This window comes from Kitasatospora sp. NPDC088779, assembly GCF_040685395.1.
Lineage (GTDB): Bacteria > Actinomycetota > Actinomycetes > Streptomycetales > Streptomycetaceae > Kitasatospora.
On sequence record NZ_JBFBHW010000005.1, the window covers coordinates 26,307 to 49,101 of the forward strand.

Genomic DNA, 22,795 nt, shown 5'->3' on the forward strand with positions numbered 1-22,795 from the left:
GCGGCGAGGCCCGGCCGGGCGTTGCGGCAGACGGCGTTCGAATACCGCCCACTTTAGGGTGACATTCGGCTTTTCCGACGCCCGCCGGGCCTACTGTCGGCGAGCGGAGCGCCACGGTCCGTCCAGCGCGCCCCCGCCCCGCGACGCCCGGAGGAGAGACCATGCGAATCGGCCGCCTGACGCTGGCCGCCGCCGCCCTGCTGCTGATGGCCACGGCCAGCGTCCCGGCCGGGTCGCCGCTCAGCCAGACCGAACGGCACACCCTCTCCTCGGACGCCTTCGAGCCGCGCGGCGCCGCCCCCCGCCCGCCCGTCCAGCGGCCCAAGCACGAGCCGCCGTTCGGCGCCTTCGTCGGTTCCTGGGACGACTACATCCCGCAGATCGGCCGGTACGCGCAGTGGCTGGGCGACGCCAACCTGCAAGTCGGCCACACCTACCTGGCGGGCAACAGCTGGGCCGACGTCGAGGGCGAGCTGATGGTGCTCGGCATGTGGTCGCAGTGGCGGCTGGCCGACCCGTCCCGGACGCTCGTCCTCGGCGTGCCGATGCTGGTGCCCAACGAGGCGAACGTGCCGGACGGCGAGGTCGCCAAGCTGCTCGCCCAGGGCGCGCGCGGGGACTTCGACCGGCACTTCCTGCGGCTCGCCCACCGGCTGGTGTCCCTCGGCGGCGCGGACACCGTGCTCACGCTCGGCTGGGAGATGAACGGCGTCACCTACACGCACCGCTGCAAGCCCGACCCGTCCGCGTGGAAGGCGTACTGGCGACGGATCGTCGGCGTGATGCGCTCGGTGCCGGGGCAGCGGTTCCGCTTCGACTTCACCCCGAACCGGGGCCTGGACGCCATCCCGTGGACCAAGTGCTACCCCGGCGACGACGTGGTCGACATCATCGGCATGGACAACTACGACCAGCCCGCCGGGGGCACCTTCGACGACTACGTGCGCGAGCCGTACGGGCTTCAGGACCAGGTGGAGTTCGCCGCCAAGCGCGGCAAGCCGGTCTCCTACCCGGAGTGGGGGCTGTTCCGCAACGGCGACAACCCGGAGTTCGTGCAGCGGATGGTCGAGTGGATGCGCACCCACGACACCGCCTACCAGACCGTCACCGACTACTGCCCGCACGGCTTCTTCGAGTGCGACCGCAACCCGCGCTCCGCCGCCCGGTTCAAGCAGCTGATGTCCGGGTCGAAGGGGGCGCCGGCGGTGGTGCCGACGGCGCCCCAGGCCCCCGTCCCGCCGATCGTCCCGCCGCGCCCGCCCACGCCCTCGGCCGTGCCCGGGGCCCCGAGCGTGGTGCCCGGCCCGTCCGCGAGCCCGTCGCCGGGCCCCTCGGCCACCACGTCGGCAAGCCCCTCGGCGAGCCCGTCCGCGAGCCCGTCGACGGCCCGGACGCCCGCCCGGCGCTGAGCCCGGGCGGGGGCGGTCAGCCGCGGCGGCGGGCCAGCAGGGCCTCCTTGAGCCGCGGGAAGCGGGTCCGCAGCACGTGCGCCGCCTGCTGGCGGACGCGCACCGCGCCGGACCGGGCGACGGCCGCCGGCGCCGGCCCGGGCGGACCGAACAGCAGGCGCTGGTTGGACAGCTGGTCCGGCCGCCAGCGCTGCTTGTAGGGCTCCTGGCCGCGCAGCAGGCCGAGCAGCGGGACGCCCGCGCCGACCGTCTCGTCCAGGGCGGCGCTGAACAGCAGCCCGGCGATGTCCAGCCGCTCGCGCAGCACCGGGTGCGCGCCGTACATGTACAGGCCACCGAAGGAGGGGCAGAGCAGCAGCAGGTTCACCGCGACCAGTTCGCCGTTCAGCCGGAACTGGTGGACGGCCGCCCTGCCGGTGGCGACCAGGCCGACGGTGGACTCGGTCAGGTGGCGGGCGAAGCGCTCGGTGCGGTGCTCCGGGGTGACGCCGCGCTCCTGCCACTGCAGGAAGTGCAGCCGCAGCAGGCCCTCCAGCGCCGCCGGCACCTCGGCCGCCGGCGTCGAGCTGACCTGCACCCCGGCCTCGGCGATCTTGCGCAGCTTCACCCGGCTGCGCTGCGCGGTCTTGCCGGGCACCCGCTTCAGCAGCCGGTCCATCGGGACGGCCGGCAGGTACTGGCAGAGCGAGTCCTGGTAGCGGCGGCGTCGGCCGTGCCAGTGCTCGTACACCCGCTGCACCGCCGCCTCGGGGTGCACCTCGCGCAGCTCCAGGGAGTGCCACGGGCGGGTGAGCGGGAGGGCGGCGGCGAACTCGGCGGCGGCCCGGTCGGCGCAGTCGTCGTCGAGCAGCACGTCGGAGTAGTCGACCAGCCCGGCGCCCAGGGCGGTCAGCCCACCGAGCGGGCCGCCGCGGCGTCTGAAGGCACCCGCGCCGACCAGCAGGCCGTCCCGGCGGACGAGCACCACCAGCAGGCGGCCCGGGCTGCCGTAGTGGCGCCACCAGGAGCGCTGCCAGTCGGCGGCCTGGAAGAAGGTGGCGGTCCGGCAGCGGGCGGCCAGGTCGTCCCACTCCTCGGCGAGGGTGTCCAGAGCGTCGTCCTCACGGCGCAGCTCGGTGGTCCAGCCCGGCGCAGCCGGCTGGGCGGGGAGGCCGGCGTGCCGGGTCTCAGTGCTCATCGCCCGCTCCCGGCCGCGGCCTTCTCCTTGGCCGGGGGCTCCTCGGCGCTCTTCTTCGCGGCAGCGGCCTTCCCGGGCTTCTCTTCCGCCTTCTCGGCCTTCTCGGCCTTCTCGGTCTCCTCCGCCTGGCCGGTCTTGCCGGCCTGGTCGGCGGCGGGCGGCTCCTCGCCGCGCGGGCGGGGGGTGGCCGGCGTCGTCGGCTCCACCGGGGCCCCGGCGGCCTCGGCGGGCTCGGCGGCCTCCGGCAGGGCGGCCTCGCCCCGGCGGCGGGTCATCATCACCAGGGCCCCCACCAGCAGCCCGGCCGCGCCACCGACCGCGACGTCCAGCGTGGCGGACGGGGTGGTCGGCTTGTCCGGCTCGGCGGCCGGGGCCAGCGTCACCAGCCGGACGCTGGTGTCCCTGCTGCTGGTGTTCGCGAAGGAGACCAGCGAGCGGGCCACCGCGTCGGCGGTCTGGGCCGCCTCCTGGGGGCGCGTCCCGGTGCCGGTGATCTCGATCATCGGGGCGTCCGGGGAGGTGGTCCCGTGCACCAGGGACTCCAGCTCGGCACGGGTGTGGCCGGTCTCGGCGGCCGCCACCGCGAGCACCTGCGGCTGGCCCGCCAACCGCCCGTACGCCTGGGCGAAGTTGGTCGCGGTGGCGGCCTCCCCCGGGTTCTGCGGCACCACGAGGACGTAGGCGCTGGCGGCGTACGAGGGGTGCGAGACGACGGCGTACCCGGCGCCGGCCGCGGCGCCCAGCGGCACCGCGAGCGCCACCGGCCACCAGCGGCGGACCAGGTGGCGGGCCCTTCGGCGCGGTGTGGTCATGGGTGTGACTCCTTGGGTATGTGACGGCGGTTCCGGCGGCGGCGGGCGGTCAAGCGCGGGCCAGCCGGTCGTAGAGGGCGCCCAGGTCTGCGGCGACCCGGGCGATGTCGTAGTGGCCGACCGCCGGGGGGTGCGGCAGCGGATCGGAGTTGTGGTCGTTCAGGTGCCGCAGGTCGCGCAGCGCGGCGGCGTACGCGGCGCCCTCGGACGGGATCCGGCGGGCCTGCGGGGCGGCGCTGGGCGGCAGTTCGTCGAGCGCCGGGCAGGCGCTGTGCCGCACCGGCAGGCCGGCCGCGAGGCCCTCCAGGATGCCGAGGCCGAAGGTCTCCGCGGTGGAGGGGGCGGCCAGCACGTCCAGGGCGGTCAGCAGGTCGGGCACGTCGTCGCGCTCGCCGGTGAGCACCAGCCTTTCCCGGACGCCGAGTTCGGCGGCCCGGTGCTCCAGCGCGGCGCGCTCCGGGCCCGCGCCGACCAGCACCAGCCGGGCGGCCGGGTCGAGAGCGGCGAGGGCCTCCAGCAGCACCTCGAAGCGCTTGCCGGGGACCAGCCGGCCGACTCCGCCGACCACCCAGCTCCCCTCCGGCAGGCCGAGTTCGGCCCGCAGCCGGCGGCGGGTGGCGGCCCGGTCTGCGGCCGGGCGGCGGTAGCGGGCGGAGTCGATGCCGTTGGGGATCAGCTCGACCCGGGCCGGTGGGACGCCCCAGGAGTGCAGCGTCTGGGCGACCTGCCGGGAGACCGCGACGGTGGTGCTGCCGAGTCGCTCGGCCGCCAGGTAGAGGCCCTTGACGCCGCGGGTGACCGGGCGGCCCTCGATCACCCCGGCGTGCAGCGAGTGCTCGGTGGAGACCACCGTGCGGACCCCGGCGAGCCGGGCCGCCAGCCGGCCGTACAGCTGCGCCCGGTACAGGTGGGTGTGCACCAGGTCGTAGCGGCCGGAGCGGACCAGCCGGACCAGCCGGGGCAGCGCGCCCAGGTCGCGGTTGCCGCGCATGCCGAGGTGGTGGACGGTCACCCCGTCGGCGCGCAGCGCGGCGGCGACCGTGCCGGGGTTGGTCAGTGCGACCACCTCGCACTGCTGGTGTGCGGGCAAGTGCCTCAGCAGCAGGTGGAGTTGGCGCTCGGCGCCGCCCGAGGCGAGGCCGGTGACGATGTGCAGGACCCTCACGGCCGGGCCCCCCGCCGGGCGGCCAGGGGGCTTCGGCGCAGCTCGGTGACGGCGTCGCGCAGCCGCTGCCGGCCACGTTTGGCGCGCAGCCGCCAGGCGCCGTCGCGGTCGCCGACGTAGCAGCGGGGCAGCGCGAAGCGGCCGGTGAGCGGGGAGTGCGCGATGGCGCAGGCGTAGTCGTAGCCGGCGTCGCGCACGGCCTCGGTGGCGGGCAGGTCGACGGCGCCGTACGGATAGCAGAAGCCGGTGACCGGGCCGCCGACCACCTCCTCCAGGAGGCGCCGGCTCTCCCGGGTCTGCACCGCCAGGACATCGGCCGGCAGGCCGGGCAGCGCCTGGTGGCCGAGGCCGTGCGAGCCGATCTCCCAACCGGCGGCGGCGAGTTCGGTGACCTCCTGGACGGTGAGCAGCTGCTTGCGCGGCCCCTTCGCGTCCCAGCCGTTGTCCTGGCCGAGCAGGTCGGCGACCACGTACGCGGTGGCGGTGAAGCCGTACGCCTGGAGGATCGGCACGGCGTGGCGCGCGAAGTCCGCGTAGCCGTCGTCGAAGCTCAGCCCGACCAGTCCGCCGTCCCGGCCGACGGCCCGGGCCCGCATCAGCTCGCGCACGGAGACGCCGCGCCGCCCGCGCCGGTGCAGCCAGGCGACCTGCTCGGCGAACCGCTCGGGGCTGACGGTCAGCTGGTACGGGTCCTCCTTCTCGACCGCCACCGAGTGGTACATCAGGATCCACGGCGAGGAGGAACCGGGGCCGGACGGTTCGCCGAGCGGGCGGCGGCTCCTGGGCAGCTGCGCCTTCGGCCCGGCGGGGTCGGTGTACGGGAGGTCGCCACGTGGTGCGGCTGCGGCCGGTACGGCCTGGCGGCGGACGCCCGCCTGGGCCGAACGGACGGTTCCCCGTTCATTGTCCATGGGGAAGCTTCCCTTCATCGGCGACGGTTGGCGGGTTCAGGGCCCGGGCCACGGCGAGGACCGGACCGCGCACCTCACGCGCGCCGAGGCCGGTGCCGAGGACGGCGAAGGCCAGCGCCACGGTGAGGCCCCCGAGGAGGGTGGAGAGCAGGGGGCCGGCGGCCAGCCCGGCGACGGCGGCGCCGAGGGCGGTGGCGCCGCCGGCGGCGGCCACCAGCCGGGCGTGGCCGCCGAGCACCCGGCGCAGCCGCAGCGGGATGCCGCGCAGCACCAGGCCGTGCAGCAGCAGTGCGGCGGTGGCGGTGATGCCGGCCGCGTTCCCGGCGGCGAGCCCGAGGGCGCCGAAGCGGGGGGTGGCGAGCAGGCTGACCACGACGGTGACGCCGAGGCCGAGCAGCATCGCGGCGACCGGGAACCAGTCCAGCAGCCGGCGGCCGCCGTCCTCGGTGCCCGGATCGTCGGCCCGGCGGACCACCGGGCGCAGCGAGAAGTACGGGCGGATCATCACGCCGATCAGCGCCTGGGCGGGCAGGCCGAAACTGTAGACCCGGATGACGGCGGCGGTGGCGGCGGTGTCCTGCGGGCCGAAGGCGCCGCGCTGGAAGAGCAGCGAGACCACCGAGGGGGCGCAGGCCATCAGGAAGGCGGTGCCGCCCAGGACGACCGCCGCGGCCTGGCCGAGGTCCTTCTCGACCCGGTCCCGGGCGGCGGCGAGGTCCCCGGCCGCCAGCGCCCGGGCGACCAGCGGGAAGGTGACGGTGCAGATCAGGATGCCGGCCGTCATGGCCAGTTGGGAGACCTTGGCGGCGTAGTTGAGGTGCGAGATGGTACCGGGCGGCAGCGCCGAGCCGAGGTAGCGCTCGACGAAGACCTGCGACTGGCGGGTCAGGGTGAACGCGGCCACCGGCAGCAGGGCGAACGGCATCAGCACCAGCGCCTTGCGGGAGCGGCTGGCGCGGCCCGCGCCGGGGTGCGATCCCGGGCCCGCGCCCTGGCGCAGCCGGCGCAGGAACGGGGCGACCAGCAGGCCGGCCATCAGCAGGCTGCCGAGCGCGACGCCCAGGGCGGCGGAGCGCACGCCCAGGAAGGACTGGCAGCCGAGCAGCACGGCGAGGATGCCGACGTTGTAGGCGACGTAGATGCCGGCCGGCGCGGTGAAGCGGTGGTGGGCGCGCAGCGCGGCGGCGAGGTAGCCGGCCACGCCGAACGGCAGCACGGTGATCGCGGTGATCCGGGTGCAGGTGACGGCGAGGCCGGGGTTGGCCAGGCCGGGGGCGAGCAGCTCGACCAGCTGCGGGGCGCCGAGGGCGGCGGCCAGCGCGAGCCCGCTGAGCGCGAGCAGCAGCCAGGGCAGGGTGGCGCGGACCAGTTGGCGGACCGGGTCGGGGGCGTCCGGGTCCTCCTCGCGCAGCACCAGGGCGAGCGCGAAGGCGGGCACCATGAGGAAGGACATGGCGTCCTCGATCAGCAGCGGCGCGGCCGTCTCCGGGACGGTCCAGGCGACCAGGAAGGCGTCGGTGCCCTGGTTGGCGCCGAAGTAGCGGGCCAGCAGGAGGTCGCGCAGCAGGCCGAGGCCGGATCCGGCGGCGCTGAGGACGGCGGTGATGCCGAAGGCCTTGGCGAGGAAGCCGCGCCGGGGGGCCGGGTCGGGCCCGGACGGCGGGCCGTCGGCGGCGCCGCGCGGGGCGGGCACGGCGGAGGCGAGGGCCGGCTGGTCGGTGGTCATCGCGGGTCGGCCTCCGCGACGCAGGCCCGGGCCGCGAGGCCGAGGACGACGGAGGTCAGCACGGTGGTGGTGCCACCGATGTCCGCGTACAGGAAGTCGACCAGCACCCAGGTGAGCAGGGCCAGGGCGGCGAGGGCCGGGCCGCGGGAGTGGCGCAGGCAGCCGAGCAGCAGACCGAGGAAGAGCGCGGCGTAGGCGACGATGCCGATCAGACCCTGCTCGCTGAGCACCAGGAAGTACATGTTGTGCGGGGAGAGCAGCGGTTCGCGCTGGAAGCCGATGGTGGGGTCGGCGGCGTCGCTGCCGGAGGAGAGCCGCAGCGGGGCGTGGCTGTCGCGCAGTTGCTGGAAGGCCTTGGGGCCGGCGCCGTGGACGGGGTGGTCCTGCCAGATCCGCCCGGCGGTGGACCACAGGTCGTAGCGGTCGGAGACGGACTGGTCGGGGGCGGCGGAGACGGAACCGATCGAGCTGAGACGCTCGGTGACGCCGGAGGCGCCGAGGCCGAGGCCGCCGACCAGGACGACCGCGGCGGCCAGGCCGAGGACGGCGCCGCGGACGGCGAGCCGGGCGTCGGCGCGCAGCAGCAGCACGGTGGCCGCGGCGGCGGTGGCGATCCAGCTGCCGCGGCTGAACGAGACGGCGAGCGGGAAGGCCAGGAAGGCGGCGGCCGCGAACATGGCGCGGCGCAGCCGGACGTCGCCGCCGGGGCGGCGCTCGGCGAGCGCCAGGGCCAGGGCGGCGAGCAGGCCGTAGCTGACGACCGTGGACATCGCCATGATGTCGAGGGCGCCGAAGGTGCCGACGGCCCGGATCGGCTGGCCGGTGTAGGAGGCGCCGGTCCGGGTGAGGTACTGGTGCGCGCCGACCACGCCCTGGATCAGCGCGGCGAGCACGAAGGAGCCGAGGACCAGCCGCTGGTCGACGCGGTCGCGCAGCGAGCAGAGCACCCCGGCCGGTACCAGGACGAACACCTGGGTGAGCCGGACGAAGCCGGTGAGGCTGGTGGCCGGGTCGATCGAGCCGACGGTGGCGACGGCGGCGGCGACCACGATGCCGCCGAACAGCACGCAGGTGGCGCGGCTGACGGCGGGCAGCCGCCCGCGCAGCAGGTTGAGCGCGGTGAGGGCGACCAGGGCCAGCGAGGCCACGTCGGCGGCGGTGACGTGGACGGCGGCGGCGACGTCCTTCTCACCGGTGGGCACGCAGACCAGCAGGACGGTCGCCGCGGCGAGCGGGCTGGGCCGGTCCGCGAGCGCGGGCAGCGCCTTGCGTAACGCGAGCCGCGGGACGGCGGGAAGGGTCAGGGCCACGCGGGTCAGCTCCCGTCCGGGTGGAGCATCAGGACCGCGGTGCGGCACAGGATCTTGACGTCCTGCCAGAGGCTCCAGCTCTCGATGTAGCGGTTGTCGAACCGGGCCCGGTCCTCGATCGAGGTGTCCCCGCGCAGGCCGTTGACCTGGGCGAGGCCGGTCAGGCCGACCGGGACGCGGTGGCGGTCGGCGTACTCGGGGTAGGCCTGGCCGAACCGCATGACGAAGTAGGGGCGTTCCGGGCGCGGGCCGACCAGGCTCATGTCTCCGCACAGCACGTTCCACAGCTGCGGCAGCTCGTCCAGCGAGCTGCGGCGCAGCAGTCGGCCGACGGCGCCCATCCGGTGGTCCTGGGAGATGTTCCAGCGGGTCGCCGACTCGTGTTCGTTGCTCGGGCGCAGGGTGCGGAACTTGAGGACGGTGAAGACCTTGCCGTCGAGCCCGGTGCGCTGCTGGCGGAAGAGCACGCCGGGGCCGGTGTCGAAGCGGACGGCCAGCGCGCAGAGCACCAGGACGGGGGCGAGCAGCAGCAGGCCGAGCCCGGCGGCGGTGACGTCCAAGGCGCGCTTGGCGGCCCAGCCGGGGCGGCGCATCGCCGGGCTGCCGACCCGCAGGCAGGGGAAGCCCCACAGGTGGTCGGCTCCGGCCAGCGGGCCGGCGGGCAGCGAGCCGTGCTCTCGCAGCGCGGGCACCAGCCAGACCTGGCAGCCGAGCCGGGCGGCGTCGCGCAGGGCGGCGGCGGTCTCGGCCTCGTCGGCGGCGCCGGCGGTGGCGACCACGTGGTGGATCCGGTGCCGGCGGACCTCGCGCTCCAGTACCTCGCGGCCGCCGAGGACGGGCAGGTCGGTGTCGCCGGCGAGCAGCGGCGGGTCGGCGTCGAGGAAGCCGACCGGGCGCATCCCGTACTCGCCGCGCTCGCTGAGGGCGGCGGCGACCCGGCGGCCGAGCCGGCCGGCGCCGAGCACCAGGACGGGGTTGGGGCGGCTGCGGCGGATCCGCCGGACCAGGTGGTAGAGCACGGCGCGGCCGACGGCGGCGATCAGCAGTTGGACGCCGAGCAGGACGGTGAGCCGGGCCGGGGTGGCCGGGCCGCAGTCGGGCCAGCGGCCGTCCAGGCAACCGGCCAGGGTGACGGCGAAGGCGGTGGCGACGACGGCCCGGACGGCCAGCGCGGGCAGTTCGTCCAGGACGGAGAGGGTGAGCCGGGTGCGGTAGAGGCCGCCGACCAGGTTGAGCACGAGCAGCAGGGGCAGGACGGCGGCGGCACCGAGCAGCGGCGCGAGCGGGACGGCCGGGTCGACGGCCCGGTTGGCGAGGCCGGTGGCGGTGCACAGCGCGATCGCGTCGACCTGGACCAGCGCGAGCGGCAGGGCGAGCCGGGATCGGACCGCCCCGCGGTGCCGGCGGGGCGGCGGCACCGTCCGGGTCTGGGCGGATCCGGCCGGGCGGTCGAGCAGCCCGGTGCCGGGCCGCCGCGGGCCGGACAGGGACCGACCGGATCGCGGCACGCTGTCGTGGTCAATAGTCATCAGCGCACGAACTCCCCTGCTGTGTGCCCGGGGTGACGGCGCCCCGGCACCGGATGGCGCGGAGCGGCCGTCCCGGCCCGGTGGGCGCGGTCCTGACAGCACCTGCTACCGCTGGCGGCTTTCGGTCCTCTCGCACCGGGCCCGGCCGCGCGAGGCGCGACCATGAAGGGCTCAGTCGCGAATTCCCGGCGTGAAATCGAAACGAAGCAGGCGAAATCCGACAATACATAACCTGGCTGCGTAGGCTGGAAGTTGACTTGCCGTTTCATTCCAGCCGCCCATTAATAGGTATTTCGGATTTGACGCCTCGTCCCTATCCGGTTGAGGGTGCGAATACGACGGCGCCGGATCGGCGGGCATTCACGGCATGTGAAACGATCAGATCCGCTCTGGGACACGGGCCCGGCGCCGCCCGGCCTCCGGACCGGCACCCAGCAGATGGCGGTACAGCGCGTCCACCTGTTCGACCACCGTGCGGACGTCGTGCCGGGCGACCACGTGATCGCGCAGCCTCGCCCCGCGTCGCTCACACTCGATCGAATCGGACAGCGCTTCCGCCATTCGGGTGGCGAGCGCGGTCACGTCCTCGGGCGGCACCACCGCCCGCCCCCGCTCGGCCTGGGGCAGGCACTCCCGGGCGCCCGGCACGTCGGTCAACAGCACCGGACGGGCCACCGCCATCGCCTCCAGCGGGGCCAACGCCATGCCCTCCCAGCGCGAGGGCAGCACCACCAGGTCGGCCGCCGCCAGCCACGGCCTCGGGTCCGGCACGTCCCCGACCAGCCGGACCCGGGACGGCTCGGCCGACTCCCGGACCAGGTCCGCCAGCCGGTTCTCCTCGGGGCCGCCGCCGACCAGCGCCAGCCGGGCCTGCGGCACCGCCCGCAGCACCTCCGGCCAGGCCGCCAGCAGCACGTCCTGGCCCTTCTGGCGGCACAGCCGGCCGACGCAGACCGCGAGCGGAGCGTCCAGGTCCAGGCCCAGCGCGATCCGGGCCGCCCGGCGGTCGGCGGGTGCGTAGTGGCGCACGTCCACGCCGTTGGGCACCACCGCCCAGTCCGCGCTCACCCCGGCGGCGACGCCGTCGGCCCGCTCCTGGACGCTGACGCAGAGCAGGCGGTGCGCCCAGCGGCCGGCGAAGCGCTCCCAGTGCAGGGTGGCGGTGGCCATCGGGCCCTCGACGGCGGCGAAGGACCAGGCGTGCGGCTGGAAGACGGTCGGCACCGCGCCGCGCACCGCCAGTCGGCCTGCCAGCCCGGCCTTGGCGCTGTGCAGGTGGACCACGTCGGGCGCGGCCGCCCGGACGATCCGGCGCAGCCGCCACGCCTCGGCGGCGGTGCCCGGGCCCGGCGAGCGCCCGGCGGGCCAGTCATGGACCAGCGCGCCCACGGCGGCGGCCTCCTCGGCCAGCCGGCCGCCGCCCGGGCAGGCGACCAGCACCCGGTGACCGGCCTCGCGCTGCCCCCGGACCAGATCGGCGACGACGCGGGCGACTCCGCCGTCCACGGGCTGTGAAATGTGAAGGATCGTCATATGCACGGCGGCGAGCCTAGGGTGGCTCCCCCGCGCCGGGCGGCCCTCGTCACCCGGAGGTGGCGGGCCGTCCACCCGTACGGCTTTCCGCTCGTACGGGTGGGCGGGCCGCTCGAATTCCCGGGCGAATTGCCGCGGGAAAGGCGAACTCGACGAACTCGGCGAGCTCAGTGAGCTCGGCGGACTCAGTGAGCTCGCGGACTCAGTGAGCTCGCGGACTCAGCGGACCTCGGCGGCCAGGTTGGCCAGCACCTGGTCGTGGATCCGGTTCAGGCCCTTCGGCGCGAAGGTGCGCTCGAAGAAGCCGCCGATGCCGCTCGCGCCCTGCCAGGTGGCCGAGACGACGACCTTCGACCGGCCCTCACCGGCCGCCGAGACGGTCCAGGTGATCACCATGCTGGAGTTGGCGTCCTTCTCCACCAGCTGGTCGGGCGAGGGCGCCGAGACGGTGAACAGGCAGTCCCGCACGCGCTTCTCGGTGGCCTGGAGCTTCCAGTGCACCTGGGTGCCGGCGCCGGTGCCGCCGACCCGGACCTCGTACTCGCTGTACTGCGGGGGCAGCAGCTTCGGACGGGTCACCCGGTAGTCGGCCAGCGCCTCGTACACCCGCTCGGGGGCGGCGTCGTAGTCCCGCTCGGTGGTGGCCTGCACCTGTCCCATGGCCTTGCTCTCCTCGTCCGGTGGTCTTCTGGTCTTCCGATTCTCACCGGCAAGCCAATCACAGCGCCGGGGGCGGAGGCCGACCGGACGGGCCGCTGCGGTGGCGGGGCGGCGGGATAGGGTGGCCGGTGTGCTCGATCTGGTGACAGCAGTGCGCTACGTCGACCCGCTGCGGTCCGGCGGCTCCGTCCCCGGTGTGGTGGAGACCGACGACCTGGGAACCTACGTGGTCAAGTTCACCGGCGCCGCGCAGGGCCGCAAGGCGCTGGTCGCGGAGGTGATCGTCGGCGAGCTGGCCCGGCGGCTCGGCCTGCGCGTCCCCGAGCTGCGGCTGGTGGACTTCGATCCGGCCGTCGCCGCGGACGAGCCCGACACCGAGATCCAGGACATGCTCAAGGCCAGCGGCGGCCTCAACCTCGGGATGGACCTGCTGCCCGGCGCGCGGGACTACCGGCCGGGCATGATCCCGGTGGACTCCGCCGAGGCCGGGCGGATGGTCTGGCTGGACGCCCTCACCGGCAACGTCGACCGCACCGTCCACAACCCCAACCTGGTGGTCTGGCACGGACGGCTCTGGCTGATCGACAACGGCGCCGCGCTGATCTTCCACCACCGCTGGACCACCGCCGAGGCGGCGGTCGGCAGGCGCTACGACCTCAGCGCGCACGCGCTGGGCGGCTCGGCCCCGGACGTCCGGCTGGCCGACGAGGAGCTCGGCCCGCTGGTCACCGTCGGCCTGCTGGAGGAAGTGCTGGCGCTCGTCCCGGACGAGTGGCTGGCCGACGAGCCCGGCTTCGACTCGGCGGCCGCCGTCCGGCACGCCTACGTGTCCCACCTGGCCGCCCGGGTGGTGCTCTCCGCGCAGTGGCTCCCGGAGGGCTTCGCCACCCCCGAGCAGCTGCGCGAGGCCGAACGCCGCCGGGAGGCCCGGACCCGGGCCGGCCGGCCCGCCTGGCTCCAGGAAGTCCCGGACCTGCACGGCAAGCCGTCGGTGGAGACCGGCTGGGACCAGCACGTCGAGTGAGCGGGCCGGGGCTCGCCCGGAGAGGTCGGCCGGGCGGGGCCCGGGCAGGAAGCGACCGGGGAGCGGACCCGGATGGGCCCGCTCCCCGGCTCAGTGTTCAGGTGTCGCCGTGGTCAGCGCGTCAGCGCCACCACTGGACCGCCTTCTCGGCGTTGATGATGCCCGCGCCGTAGAAGCCGTTGTCGTCCGCGCCGCCCTCGCAGGTGGCCTTGTACGCGCCGGTGCCGCCCGGGTTGTACTCGCCGGTCGGGCAGGGGTGCGACTCCGCCTGGTTGGTGAGCAGCTCGGTCAGCTCGTCCGGGTTGGCCCACGGGAAGGTGCTGGCGAGCAGCGCGACCACGCCGACGACGTGCGGGGTGGCCATCGAGGTGCCCTGCATGTAGCCGTACTTGTTGCCCGGGATGGTGGAGAGGATCCGGCCGTTCTTGTCCGGGGTGTCCGGGATCTGGTAGCGGGCGTCGCCACCCGGCGCGGCGACGGTCACGACGCCCTTGCCGTAGCTGGAGTAGTACGCCTTGTCGCCCTTGACGCCCACCGAGGAGACGGCGATGACGCCGGGCAGCTCGGTCGGCAGCGACAGGCAGTCGTTGGTGACCGGGCGGGTCACCTTGGTGGTGTCGTCCGGGCTGGCGACGTCAACGGTCTTGTGCGCCAGGTCGATGTTCTCGTTGCCCGCCGCGGCGACGTTGAGGACGCCCTTGCGCTGCGAGAACGAGACCGCCTTGCGGACGGCGGCGCTGATCGCGGCCTGGTCCTTGTCGTTCGGGCAGTTGAACATCCACGGGTCGACGTAGTAGCTGTTGTTGGTCACCTTGAACTGGTGCTCACCGGCCCACACGAAGCCGCAGATCGCGTACTCCGGGTAGATGAACCCGCCGTCGTCGACGACCTTGACCGCGGCCAGCTTCACGTTCGGGGCGATGCCGACGACGCCCTTGCCGTTCTTGGCGGCGCCGATCGTGCCGGCCACGTGGGTGCCGTGGTCGCTGGTGGTGGGCTGCCAGGACTTCCAGTCGGTGTTCGGCTTGCCGCCGTCGATGCAGGAGACCGACTGCGAGGCGTCCACGTTGGCGGCCAGGTCCTCGTGCGTCGCGTCGATGCCGGAGTCCAGCACACCGACGGTGACGTTGCGGTTGCCGAGCGAGAGCTTGTGCGCCTTGTCGACACCGATCTGACGCATGTCCCACTGGTTGGCCTCGTACGGCTCCTGACCGGCGGCGGGCGCGCCGGCGGGCTCGGCGGCGACCTCGGCCTTGGCCTGGTCGGCGGCGGTGATGCCCTTGGTGCGGCTGGCGCCGACGGAGTCGACGCCCTTGGCCTGACGCAGCTTCTGCGCGAACGCGGTGTCGTCCGAGCGGGCGATGACGACGCCGATCTGCTCGTACGAGTACACCACCGAGCCGCCGAGGGCGGTGATCGCCTTCTCGACCTTCTGCACCTGGCCGTGGTTGGCCTTGGTGTTGACGACGTAGCTGAGCAGCGGACCGGTCGTCGAGCCCGCCGAGGGGGCCGCGACGGCGGTGCCGGCCGGGAGCGCGAGGGCGCCGGCGGTGGCGAGCACGAGGCCCACCGCCGCGAACCGGGTCCGGCTGATCCGAGGAACTCTCATAGGGGTTGGCCCTCCCGAGTCGTCATGCGGCAGCTGCGGTGTGGCAGGTGCGCCTGGAATGATCGGGACGCTAATGAATATTCGCTGATAAGCGCAAGAGGTAGTCATCTAATCGTCACATGTTGGCCAACATCGGAACCGAGGAGTCCGGAGGCCCAACACGTCAACAGAGTTGAAGAGTGTTAAAAAGTGACGGTTCGCCGACGTGCTACGGTGCGCCGGGCAGTGAGTACAGCGCGCGGGCGTTGTCCGCGGCGACCAGCCGGGCCAGCCGCCGCGCGTCCGCCGCCGAACAGGCGCCACCCGCCTGCCAGTCGGCCAGCACCGCCCCCAGCCCGTACCGGAACTGGGCGGCGCCCACCAGGTACAACTCGGGCAGCCCGTACGCGTCGGTGGAGAACAACAGCTTGCCGAACGGCGCCAGTTCCAGCATCTCGCCCAGCACCGCCGCCACCCGCGGGCCGGTGTAGGAGGCGGTCAGCCCGAGGTCGGTGTACACCGTCGGGAAGGCCTGGGCCAGCCACCCGGCCTGGCGGTGGTACGGGTAGCAGTGCAGCAGCACCAGCGGGACGCCGCTCGGCTCGGCCGCGCGCACGAAACCGGTCAGCAGCGACGGATCGGCCCGGTGCAGGGTGAGGTCGGGATCGCCGAAGCCGGTGTGGAGTTGGAGCGGCAGGCCCAGCCCGGCGCAGACGTCCACGGCCGTCCAGAGCAGGTGGTGCAGCAGCACCGGGTCGGCCAGCCGGCCCCGCCCGCCGCGCAGCCAGGCGCCGGCCGCGGCCACCACGGCCGCCCGCGCGGGCCGTTCGGCGGGGGCGGCCAGGCCGTGCCGGTAGGCGAGCACCGACTTGACCGCGACCGCACCCGCGGCGGCGGCCGCCAGCGCCTCCCCGACGGCCTGCGGCCAGGACTCGGCCGGGCCCGCCACCGCCTCGGCCACCGACTCCAGCCGGACCACCTCGTGCACCACCGCCCCGGCGGCCGCGGCCAGTTCGCCGAGCGGCAGCAGCGGAAGGCCCGCGGCGGTGGTCAGCCCGGTGTCCACCAGGCAGGTGTCCAGCCCGGCGGCGGCCAGCAGCCGGCGGGTGGCCTCGGCGCCGCCCAGCTCGCGCCGCCGGGCCAGGTAGTCGGCGGCCGGGGCGTGCGCGGGCAGGCCGAGGGCGGGCGGGCACCAGCGCCGGACGGCCAGGCCGAGCGCGCTGTCGAAGGGCGAACAGCCGGGCGCGGGCGGTCGGTCGGACTCGGTGAGCAGCCCGGCCAGGGTGTCGTCGGCGAGGTCGGCCGCCACCACGCTGTGGCAGTGGTGGTCGACCAGCCCGGGCAACGCCAGGGCCCCGGCGGGCACCGGTCAGTACCGCCAGCGGGTGGCGGCGACCAGCTGCTCGGGGGTGGCGACGGCGTACTGCTCGCCCTCGGCCCGGCGCACCGCCAGCACCGCCTCGTACAGCGGCCCGCCGAGCGCCTCGCGCAGCACCGCCGATCGCTCGAACGCGGCCAGCGCCTCCGCCGGGCCGGTCGGCAGCCGGGGCACCGAACCGGGCTCGGCGGCGGCCGGGTCCCCGGTGAACTCCGGTGGCAGCGAGAGGTGTCGGTCGAGACCGACGAGACCGGCGGCGAGCACCGCGCCGACCGCCAGGTACGGATTGGCGCTGGCGTCGAAGCACTTGACCTCGGCGTTGGCGGCGGCGGCCCGCTCCCCCGTGGAGCCCGTCACCAGGCGCAGCGCGGCCTCGCGGTTCTCCAGGCCCCAGCACTGGTAGGCGCCGGCCCAGTGCGAGGGCACCAGCCGCAGGTAACCGGCCGGGCTGGAGCAGCCCAGCACCAGGAGTTCGGGCAGCGCGCCGAGCACCCCGGCGAGGAAGCCCTCGGCCTCGGCGGTCAGGCCGTGCGGGCCGGGGCCGCCGTGGCCGAGGTTGTGGCCGTCCCGCCAGAGGCTCAGGTGCAGGTGCCCGCCGTTGCCGACCGCGCCGGGCTCGACCACGGGGGCGAAGGAGACCCGCAGGCCGTGCCGGGCGGAGACGGCCCGCACGGTGTGCCGGACCAGGACGGAGGTGTCGGCGGCGCCGACCGGGCCCTCGGGGGCCACCGAGACCTCGAACTGGCCCGGGGCGTACTCGGGGTGGATCTGCAGGACGGTCAGCCCCTGCTCGCCGAGGGCGCGCAGGACGTCCCGCAGGTAGTCGGCGAGGTCGGTGAGCCGGTGCATCCCGTACGCGGGGCCGTGCGTCGGGTACTGCGGCTCGTCCTGCGGGCCGCCGGCGAGGGCGACCACCCACTCGACCTCGATGCCGGCCCGCAGGGTCAGCCCGCGCTCGGCGGCGGCGGCCTCCATCCGGCGGGCGAACAGCCGCTGGCAGCCGGGGTGCGGGGTGCCGGCCTGGGTGTGCCGGTCCCCCGGGGCCCAGGCCCAGCCGGGCTGGGCGGCCAGCGGGACGACCCGGTCGAGGTCGGGGTAGAGCCGCAGGTCCCCGGTGGGGCCGCCGGTGCTCGGGCTGGTGGTGATGCCGTCGTCGGCGAGGAAGACGTCGAAGCAGGGTGCGGCGCCGACGCCCCACTGCGCGGCGTGCACCAGGGCGCCCAGCGGGACGGCCTTGACCCGGGTGATGCCCGCATTGTCCACCCAGGTGACGGCCACCGCGTCGACGGCGGCGGTGCGCAGCCGGTCGACGGCGGCCTCGGCCTGTTCGACGCGCGCGGCGCACGGGGGCAGCGTGACGGCGGCGAGGTGCCCACCGAGGCCTCCGGCCGGGCCGGTGGAGCCGGTGGCGGACGCGGCGGGGCCGGCGGCGGTTCCGAGGGTCATGCCCCCATGTTGCCCCGCCCGTCGCGGCCGGGTAACTCCCCTATCGAGTGGTCCCCGTGGACGCCCGTCCGCCCGTTCACCCGTTCGGACCACCGCCGCCCGCCTGACCCGCCGTCCCGATGCCTTTTGTGACGCCCGCACCCCTTCCTACTCGCGGGTAGCTTCGCTACAGTGGCCGGACGCACCACCGCCGGGCTACGGGAGCCGCACCGGCGGGGGCCTGCGGTCGCCGTGTCCACGGCGGGCGCGCGGTGCGTCATTCACCGGCCGGCGCCGCGAACCGCGGCGGGCCGGGTCTCCTTCCTCGTATCAGAGCCGCTTCCTTTCACCCTTGAGCGCCTGAGCACCACGGCACACCCCTCAGTTCGGCCGGAGCGGACCGGCCGCCGCGGCGGTGTGCCGGAACCCGTCATCTCCCCAGCCCCGCGCGCGGACCCTCCCCCGGCGGCGGCCGCCCCCGCCGCACGCGCGGGCGCGGCGGCCCGGCCGCCGGGGCGTGCGCGGGCCCTTCAGGACTAGGAGTCAGGACAGATGGAGCGTCCCTTTTCCACGGTCGCCGTCGTCGGCCTCGGCACGATGGGTGCCGGTGTCGCGGTGGCCGTCGCCAGGAGCGGCCGCCGGGTGATCGGCATCGAGGCCACCGAGGACTCGGCCGCCCGGGCACTGGCCCGGATCGAGGAGGCGACCGCGCACGCGGTCGACCGGGAGCGGATCACCGCCGGGGAGCGCACCGCGCTGCTGGCGCTGATCTCGGTCGGCCACGAGCTGTCGGCCGCCGCCGGGGCCGAGCTGGTGATCGAGGAGGTGCCCGAGCAGCTGGAGCTGAAGCGGGAGCTCTTCGCCGAACTGGACCGGATCTGCCCGGCGGAGACGGTGCTGGCCACCGGCACCACCGCGCTCTCGGTGACCCGGATCGCCGCCGCGACCGCCCGCCCGGAGCGGGTGCTGGGCCTGCACTTCTTCAACCCGGTGCACAGCATGAAGCTGGTCGAGGTGGTCCGCACGGTGCTGACCTCCCCGCAGGTCGCCGAGGACGCCGCCGCGTTCGCCCGGGACCTCGGCAAGGAGCCGGTGGCGGCCGGCGACCGGGCCGGCTTCGTCGTCAACGGCCTGCTGTTCGCGTACCTGAACCAAGCCGCCGCGATGTACGAGTCCAAGTACGCCTCCAGGGAGGACATCGACGCCGCGATGCGGCTCGGCTGCGGCCTGCCGATGGGCCCGCTGGCGCTGCTCGACCTGATCGGCGTGGACACCGCGCGGACCGTCCTGGAGGCGATGTACGAGCAGTCCCGGGACCGCCTGCACGCGCCCGCCCCGATCCTCGGCCAGCTGGTCGCGGCCGGGCTGCTGGGCCGCAAGTCCGGCCGCGGCTTCTACACCTACGAGGCGCCCGGCTCGTCCAGGGCCGTCGACGCGGCGGCCGGCCCGGCGCGGGCCGCGGTGGCGGGCCGGGAGGTCCGCGCGGTCGGCGTCTGCGGCTCGGGCACCATGGCGACCGGCATCGCCGAGGTCTTCGCCAAGGCCGGCCGCCCGGTGCTGCTGGCCGCCCGCAGCCAGGAGAAGGCCGACCGGGCCAAGGCGCAGCTGGCGAAGTCGCTGGCGCGCGCGGTCGACCGGGGCCGGCTGAGCGCGCAGGCGCGGGACGCCGCGCTGGCGCTGGTCACCCCGGTCGGCCAGTACGCCGAGCTGGCCGAGGTGGACCTGGTGATCGAGGCGGTGGCCGAGGACCTGGCGGTCAAGCGCGAGCTGTTCGCCACCCTGGACAAGATCGTCAGGCCGGGAGCGGTGCTCGCCACCACCACCTCCTCGCTGCCGGTGATCAGCTGCGCGACGGCCACCTCGCGGCCGCAGGACGTGATCGGCATGCACTTCTTCAACCCGGCGCCGGCCATGAAGCTGGTCGAGGTGGTCTCCACCGTGCTGACCGCGCCGGACGTCACCGCGACCGTGCTGGAGCTGACCGCCGAGGTCCGCAAGCACCCGGTGGAGTGCGGCGACCGGGCCGGCTTCATCGTCAACGCGCTGCTCTTCCCCTACCTGAACGACGCGGTGCGGATGCTCCAGGAGCACTACGCGACGGTGGACGACATCGACACCGCGATGAAGCTGGGCTGCGGCTACCCGATGGGCCCGTTCGAGCTGTTGGACGTGGTCGGCCTGGACGTCTCGCTGACCATCGAGCAGGTGCTGCACCAGGAGTTCCGCGAACCGGGCCTGGCCGCCGCGCCGCTGCTGGAGCACCTGGTCGCCGCCGGCTGCCTGGGCCGCAAGACCGGCCGCGGCTTCCGCGACCACGCGCGCCGGTGACCACGCCGGCTGCCGGGGGCGCCGCCGCGCGCGAGGCGGCGCCGCCCGGGACCGGGTCCGGCCCGGCCAGACCGGGCTGGAGCCCGGGGACGGTGTCCGCGCGCTGGCCCAGACCGGCCGTCACCGGCCCGGTCGCACCGGTCCGTCGGGGAAGGGCCGCGGCCGAACCGCCGGGGCCGTGTAGCGTTCCGGACATGGATCGGGTTCAGTCAGCCACCCCGCAGCACTCCGCCGGACCGCGCGGCGCCGACCGGACGGGCTCCTCGACCGGGGGCACCGGGCCGGAAGGGGGGCCGGGCAGCCGCCGGGCGGCGGCGCAGCGCCAGCAGATGCGTCAGGACCTGGCCACGGCCGCGATGGAGCTGTTCTCCTCGCAGGGCTACGAGGAGACCACGGTCGACCAGATCGCGGCCGCCGCCGGGGTGGCCCGGCGGACCTTCTTCCGGTACTTCCGGTCGAAGGAGGAGGCGATCTTCCCGGACCACGACGACACCCTCGTCCGGGTGGCCGACCTGCTGGCCAGCGCCGAGCCGGAGGAGCACCCGCTGGACGTGGTCTGCCGCGGCATCAAGGAGGTGCTGCGGATGTACGCCTCGACGCCGGGGGTGTCGGTCGCGCGGTACCAGCTGATCCGTCAGGTCCCGGCGCTGCGCGAGCGGGAGATCGCCGTGGTGGCCCGGTACGAGCGGCTGTTCACCCGGTACCTGCTGGGCCGCTTCGACACCGGGGAGTCCATCCCGTCGGGCTGGCAGCGCGGCGGCGAGGACGACTCGATGCTGGCCGAGGTGTCGGCGGCGGCGGTCGTCGCGGCGCACAACCACGTGCTGCGGCGCTGGCTGCGGGCCGGCGGGCGCGGGGACGTGGAGGCGCAGCTGGACCACTCCTTCGAGGTGATCCGGCGGACCTTCTGGGCCTCCAGCACGCCGGGTGCCAGACGCCGCGGCTCCCTGGTGGCACCGGGTGCCAATGGGGCTCCCGGTGACGTGCTGGCCGAGAGCGCACTGAGTGCCAGTCCTGGAGGTGAGGTACTCATCACAGTCGCCCGGACGGACGCTCCGCTGGACGTGGTGGTGGACAGCATCCGGGCCGCACTGAGTGGCGCCAGGGAGTCCTGAGCCCATCATTTAGCCAGTTCAGGGCGATATCGAGGGCCCGCGTCGAGCAGTCGACGCGGGCCCTTTCGATATCCGCCGCAGCGCGTTCAGGGGCCGCTCCAGCGCGCCGGAATTCGTGACACCCGGTGTCTTTACGAGTGGCACAGGGTGCCACTACCTTGTTACTCACCAGTCGCGGCGCCGCGGCTCCCCACCTCGGCGCGCCGTCGTCCGGCGTTCCCACACCCCGGGAGCAGTGCGCGTTCGGCCCGGTCCACCCCGGGCGCCCAGCCCGACCACCCACCACCCACCTCAGCGAAGCCGGTGTCCGCTCCCGGCTACCCCAGACGCCCTGTGCCCTCACACAGGTACGCCTTCGGAGGCAGCCATGCAGGAAATCCTCGACGCGATCCTCAGCAACGACGCCACGTCGGAGGACTTCGCCGCCGTCAAGCTTCCCGAGTCCTACCGAGCGGTGACGCTCCACAAGGACGAGGAGCAGCTGTTCGCGGGCCTCGACAGCCGCGACAAGGACCCCCGCAAGTCCCTTCACCTCGACGAGGTCGCCCTGCCCGAGCTGGGCCCCGGCGAGGCGCTGGTCGCCGTCATGGCCAGCGCGGTGAACTACAACACCGTCTGGAGCTCGATCTTCGAGCCGGTCTCCACCTTCTCCTTCCTGGAGCGCTACGGCCGGCTGTCGCCGCTCACCAAGCGCCACGACCTGCCGTACCACGTCCTCGGCTCCGACCTCGCGGGCGTGGTGCTGCGCACCGGCGCCGGCGTCAACGCCTGGAAGCCCGGCGACGAGGTCGTCGCGCACTGCCTCTCCGTCGAGCTGGAGTCCCCGGACGGCCACAACGACACGATGATGGACCCCGAGCAGCGCATCTGGGGCTTCGAGACCAACTTCGGCGGGCTGGCCCAGATCGCCCTGGTGAAGACCAACCAGCTGCTGCCCAAGCCCAAGCACCTCACCTGGGAGGAGGCCGCCTCCCCCGGCCTGGTCAACTCCACCGCGTACCGCCAGCTGGTCTCGCGCAACGGCGCCGGCATGAAGCAGGGCGACAACGTGCTGATCTGGGGAGCCAGCGGCGGCCTCGGCTCGTACGCCACCCAGTACGCGCTGGCCGGCGGCGCCACCCCGATCTGTGTGGTCTCCAACGACCAGAAGGCCGCGATCTGCCGCGCCATGGGCGCCGAGGCGATCATCGACCGCTCCGCCGAGGGCTACCGGTTCTGGAAGGACGAGCACACCCAGGACCCGCGCGAGTGGAAGCGCCTGGGCGCGAAGATCCGCGAGTTCACCGGCGGCGAGGACGTCGACATCGTCTTCGAGCACCCGGGCCGGGAGACCTTCGGCGCCTCGGTGTACGTCACCCGCAAGGGCGGCACCATCGTCACCTGCGCCTCCACCTCCGGCTTCATGCACCAGTACGACAACCGCTACCTGTGGATGTCGCTCAAGCGCATCGTCGGCTCGCACTTCGCCAACTACCGCGAGGCCTTCGAGGCCAACCGCCTGATCGCCAAGGGCCGGATCCACCCGACCCTGTCCAAGGTCTACTCCCTGGAGGAGACCGGTCAGGCCGCCCTCGACGTGCACCACAACAAGCACCAGGGCAAGGTCGGCGTGCTCTGCCTGGCGCCGGAGGAGGGCCTGGGCGTGCGCGACCACGCGCTGCGCGAGCAGCACCTGCCGGCGATCAACCGCTTCCGGAACGTCTGA

At 74.7% G+C, this 22,795-nt stretch carries 17 protein-coding genes; 5 read left to right on the forward strand and 12 right to left on the reverse strand.

Going from position 1 to position 22,795, the window contains the following annotated elements; translation table 11 throughout:
- Positions 1-161 precede the first annotated feature (161 nt).
- Positions 162-1,409 carry a glycosyl hydrolase gene (locus AB0P03_RS05760; RefSeq protein WP_363627909.1) on the forward strand — a complete coding sequence of 416 codons (1,248 nt, stop codon included), beginning with the start codon at positions 162-164 and terminating at the stop codon, positions 1,407-1,409.
- 16 nt (positions 1,410-1,425) lie between these two features.
- Here AB0P03_RS05760 and AB0P03_RS05765 read toward each other — a convergent pair whose 3' ends face one another.
- From AB0P03_RS05765 to AB0P03_RS05805, 9 genes are all read right to left on the reverse strand, one after another.
- On the reverse strand, positions 1,426-2,586 hold the full coding sequence (locus tag AB0P03_RS05765) for a GNAT family N-acetyltransferase (RefSeq protein ID WP_363627910.1): 1,161 nt from the start codon (positions 2,584-2,586) through the stop codon (positions 1,426-1,428).
- The gene (locus AB0P03_RS05770; protein ID WP_363627911.1) at positions 2,583-3,398 is read right to left on the reverse strand and encodes a Wzz/FepE/Etk N-terminal domain-containing protein; all 816 of its coding nucleotides are present in this window, start codon (positions 3,396-3,398) and stop codon (positions 2,583-2,585) included. The genes AB0P03_RS05765 and AB0P03_RS05770 overlap by 4 nt, the downstream gene beginning before the upstream one ends.
- 49 nt (positions 3,399-3,447) lie before the next feature.
- Entirely contained in the window at positions 3,448-4,563 is a 1,116-nt protein-coding gene (locus tag AB0P03_RS05775) for a glycosyltransferase (RefSeq protein ID WP_363627912.1), read from the reverse strand.
- On the reverse strand, positions 4,560-5,474 hold the full coding sequence (locus tag AB0P03_RS05780) for a polysaccharide deacetylase family protein (RefSeq protein ID WP_363580617.1): 915 nt from the start codon (positions 5,472-5,474) through the stop codon (positions 4,560-4,562). Before AB0P03_RS05780 ends, AB0P03_RS05775 begins: the two co-directional genes overlap by 4 nt.
- Positions 5,464-7,200, reverse strand: a complete 1,737-nt coding sequence (locus tag AB0P03_RS05785; protein ID WP_363627913.1) for a lipid II flippase MurJ — start codon at positions 7,198-7,200, stop codon at positions 5,464-5,466. The genes AB0P03_RS05780 and AB0P03_RS05785 overlap by 11 nt, the downstream gene beginning before the upstream one ends.
- Complete coding sequence (locus AB0P03_RS05790) at positions 7,197-8,510, reverse strand: O-antigen ligase family protein (protein WP_363580613.1); 1,314 nt, start codon at positions 8,508-8,510, stop codon at positions 7,197-7,199. Before AB0P03_RS05790 ends, AB0P03_RS05785 begins: the two co-directional genes overlap by 4 nt.
- A 5-nt stretch (positions 8,511-8,515) precedes the next feature.
- Positions 8,516-10,039, reverse strand: a complete 1,524-nt coding sequence (locus AB0P03_RS05795) for a sugar transferase (protein ID WP_363618561.1) — start codon at positions 10,037-10,039, stop codon at positions 8,516-8,518.
- Between the two features lie 378 nt (positions 10,040-10,417).
- Positions 10,418-11,572: a glycosyltransferase gene (locus tag AB0P03_RS05800; protein WP_363627914.1), complete on the reverse strand. Its 1,155-nt coding sequence runs from the start codon at positions 11,570-11,572 to the stop codon at positions 10,418-10,420.
- A gap of 219 nt (positions 11,573-11,791) precedes the next feature.
- Complete coding sequence (locus tag AB0P03_RS05805) at positions 11,792-12,232, reverse strand: SRPBCC family protein (RefSeq protein ID WP_363580607.1); 441 nt, start codon at positions 12,230-12,232, stop codon at positions 11,792-11,794.
- Positions 12,233-12,362: 130 nt separating this feature from the next.
- Between AB0P03_RS05805 and AB0P03_RS05810 the strand changes: the two genes are divergently transcribed.
- The gene (locus tag AB0P03_RS05810; protein ID WP_363627915.1) at positions 12,363-13,256 is read left to right on the forward strand and encodes a HipA family kinase; all 894 of its coding nucleotides are present in this window, start codon (positions 12,363-12,365) and stop codon (positions 13,254-13,256) included.
- A 121-nt stretch (positions 13,257-13,377) separates the two neighbouring features.
- Here AB0P03_RS05810 and AB0P03_RS05815 read toward each other — a convergent pair whose 3' ends face one another.
- From AB0P03_RS05815 to AB0P03_RS05825, 3 genes are all read right to left on the reverse strand, one after another.
- Positions 13,378-14,865 (reverse strand): S8 family serine peptidase, encoded by a 1,488-nt coding sequence (locus AB0P03_RS05815; protein WP_363580603.1) that lies wholly within the window; start codon positions 14,863-14,865, stop codon positions 13,378-13,380.
- A gap of 208 nt (positions 14,866-15,073) precedes the next feature.
- Positions 15,074-16,210 (reverse strand): amidohydrolase family protein, encoded by a 1,137-nt coding sequence (locus AB0P03_RS05820; protein WP_363627916.1) that lies wholly within the window; start codon positions 16,208-16,210, stop codon positions 15,074-15,076.
- 3 nt (positions 16,211-16,213) lie between these two features.
- A complete protein-coding gene (locus AB0P03_RS05825) occupies positions 16,214-17,668 on the reverse strand; it encodes a glutamine synthetase family protein (RefSeq protein WP_363627917.1) in 1,455 nt (484 codons plus the stop codon).
- Positions 17,669-18,199: 531 nt separating this feature from the next.
- On the opposite strand from AB0P03_RS05825, the gene AB0P03_RS05830 reads away from it, so the two are divergent.
- The 3 genes from AB0P03_RS05830 to ccrA all read left to right on the forward strand — a co-directional run bounded on the left by AB0P03_RS05830 (position 18,200) and on the right by ccrA (position 22,795).
- Positions 18,200-19,975, forward strand: coding sequence for a 3-hydroxybutyryl-CoA dehydrogenase (locus tag AB0P03_RS05830; protein WP_363580597.1), 1,776 nt, complete (start codon positions 18,200-18,202; stop codon positions 19,973-19,975).
- Positions 19,976-20,169: 194 nt separating this feature from the next.
- Positions 20,170-21,090, forward strand: coding sequence for a TetR family transcriptional regulator (locus tag AB0P03_RS05835; protein WP_363580595.1), 921 nt, complete (start codon positions 20,170-20,172; stop codon positions 21,088-21,090).
- A 367-nt stretch (positions 21,091-21,457) separates the two neighbouring features.
- Positions 21,458-22,795 carry a crotonyl-CoA carboxylase/reductase gene (gene ccrA / locus AB0P03_RS05840; protein ID WP_363580593.1) on the forward strand — a complete coding sequence of 446 codons (1,338 nt, stop codon included), beginning with the start codon at positions 21,458-21,460 and terminating at the stop codon, positions 22,793-22,795.